At 67.2% G+C, this 2,235-nt stretch carries 2 protein-coding genes; both read right to left on the bottom strand.

Features of this window, described 5'->3' with window-relative positions:
- Positions 1–135 precede the first annotated feature (135 nt).
- Positions 136–1,719, bottom strand: coding sequence for an AMP-binding protein (locus QGG75_21155; GenBank protein MDP6069735.1), 1,584 nt, complete (start codon positions 1,717–1,719; stop codon positions 136–138).
- Positions 1,720–1,850: 131 nt separating this feature from the next.
- Positions 1,851–2,093 (bottom strand): hypothetical protein, encoded by a 243-nt coding sequence (locus QGG75_21150; GenBank protein MDP6069734.1) that lies wholly within the window; start codon positions 2,091–2,093, stop codon positions 1,851–1,853.
- Positions 2,094–2,235 lie beyond the last annotated feature (142 nt).

Here is a 2,235-nt window from a genome sequence, read left to right as displayed (position 1 = left end):
CTTCGAAAGGCCTCCGCCCGAACCATCGAGGAGCTGTGGCAAACCATCGCCGATCTCATCGATGACTTCCCACCACAGGAATGCGCAAACTACTTCCTGAATTCAGGGTATGGATTCAAGCAAACTTGAAACGCTCTAGCCCGGATCAGCGCTGCTCTCGGCACCCGCCGCTTTCGAACGTTGGCGCAGCGCCATCTTGTCGGTCTTGGCGGCCGGCGTCTTGGGCAGTTCGTCGACCACGAAGATTTGCGTCGGCACCTTGTAGGGCGCCAGCCGCTCGGCGCAAAAGGTGGCCACAAAAGCCGGCTCCAACACCGCCCCGGGCTTAGCCACCAGGTAGGCGTGGATGGTCTCGCCGGCCTTGGCGTCGGGCACGCCCAGGGCGGCGGCCTCATGCACGTCGGGGTGGCTGAACAGCAGCTCGTCGATCTCGCGCGGGAAGACGTTAAAGCCGTTGACGATGGCCATGTCCTTCTTGCGGTCGACGATGACGACAAAGCCATCCTCGTCGAGGTGGCCGACGTCGCCGCTGTGGATGAAACCGTCGCGCACCGTGGCGGCGCTCTCCTCGGGCCGCTGCCAGTACTCCGTCATCATCTGTGGGCCCCGCACCCGAAGCTCGCCGTCCTCGCCGGCCGGTAGCACCCGGGTGCCGGTTTCCACGTCGACGGCCTCGATCTCGACGCCGGGGCCCACCGGGCCGCAAGTGCCGACACGGTTCGAGCCATCGGACAGATTAAGCGCGATCGGCGCCCCTTCCGACATGCCGTAGCCCTCGAGGATGGTGTTGCCGGTCACGGCTTGCCAGGCCTCGACCATGGCCAGCGGCAGCGGCGAGCCGCCGCCGGCGCAGATGCGCAGGCTGGAATAGTCGGTGGTCTTGAAATCCGGGTGCGCCATCAGGCCGTGGAAGATGGCGGCCGGCCCGCCAGCGAAGACCGTCACACGGTGCGCGGCGAAGGCGGCCAAGACCTCGCCCGGGTCGTAGCGCTGCATCAGCACCACCGTGGCGCGGGCGTAGACCGGCGTCATGGCGGTCATACAGAGCCCCCAGATGTGGAACTGGGGAGCCACGTCGCACCAGACGTCCTTGTCGGCCACCGTGGGCCAGGCCCATTGGGTCAGCCGCACCGTGTGCATGAGTTCCTGGTGGATGTGCCGGGCGCCCTTGGGCAGGCCGGTGGTGCCGCCGGTGTATTGCAGCGAGCAGAGATCGCCGGGCCGGGGCCGGGGCTCGGGCAGCGCCACCTCGGGGCGCGACAGCCAGTCGCCGTAGGCGGTGCCGCCGAGGCCCAACGGCACCACGGTGGCCACGCCGGCGGCCTCGGCGATGGCCGCGAACTTCTCTACTTGCGCCGCATCGCAGAGGATGGCGGCGGGGCCGGCATCCTTGATCAGCGGCACCAGTTCGCGTTCGCTATAGAGCGGGTTGAGCAGCACGCAGGCGGCACCGGCGGCCCAGATGGCATGGATCACCATCGACATCTCGATGGAATTGGCCATCAGCACCACGACACGCTCGCCGCGGACGCCCAGGCCGATCAGGTCGTGGGCGAAAACCGCCGCGCCGTGGCGGTACTGGCGATAGTCGATACGCTCGGCGCCACAGATCACGGCCGTGGTTTCAGGCGAAAGCTCGGCCGCGCGGTCGAGCACGTCGACCAGGGTGGGCGGATCGATCTGGGCGGATAGCGCGTCCAGACCTGCGCTCGTTGCCATGGCTGCTTGCTCCCCTGATTGCCCCTCTCACGGAGCCGCCGATTTCGTCGCCATATTGGCCTTCTCCGGCCGAGGGCCTATCAAGCTGGTGGCGGAGCGCGGCGGCCCCCTGGTCGGCGGTGGGGCACGGCCTATCTCGACCGCGAGGCGCCGCGTCTGGCAGCGCCGAAGTTCTTGATGTTGGCATTCATGCCCGGGCCTTTTTGCAAAAACGATCCCGGATCGAACTGGCCCGATCGAGGTTGCTGCTCGGGCTGTTCGGCGTTGGCCTCGCGCTTCTTGGCTTTCTGCGCCGCTTTGGCCTTGGCCCGCTGGCGGGCTTTCGCTTTGGTCATACCTGCTTCGCCTTCCTTGCCATGGTCGGGCAGCATCACGGTGGACCCTGAATGTTCACCGCCTGCGCCAACCGGACTTGCCGCGGAGGTTAACCCGCATTTCTCACCGGGTCACGGCCTGCGTCGCGCTACTTGCCCGATGTCCCACATCCCCGATGCCCCACATCGTGCTGCGCAGCGC

This window comes from Alphaproteobacteria bacterium, assembly GCA_030740435.1.
GTDB lineage: Bacteria > Pseudomonadota > Alphaproteobacteria > UBA2966 > UBA2966.
This window is presented reverse-complemented; position numbering and strand designations above follow the sequence as displayed.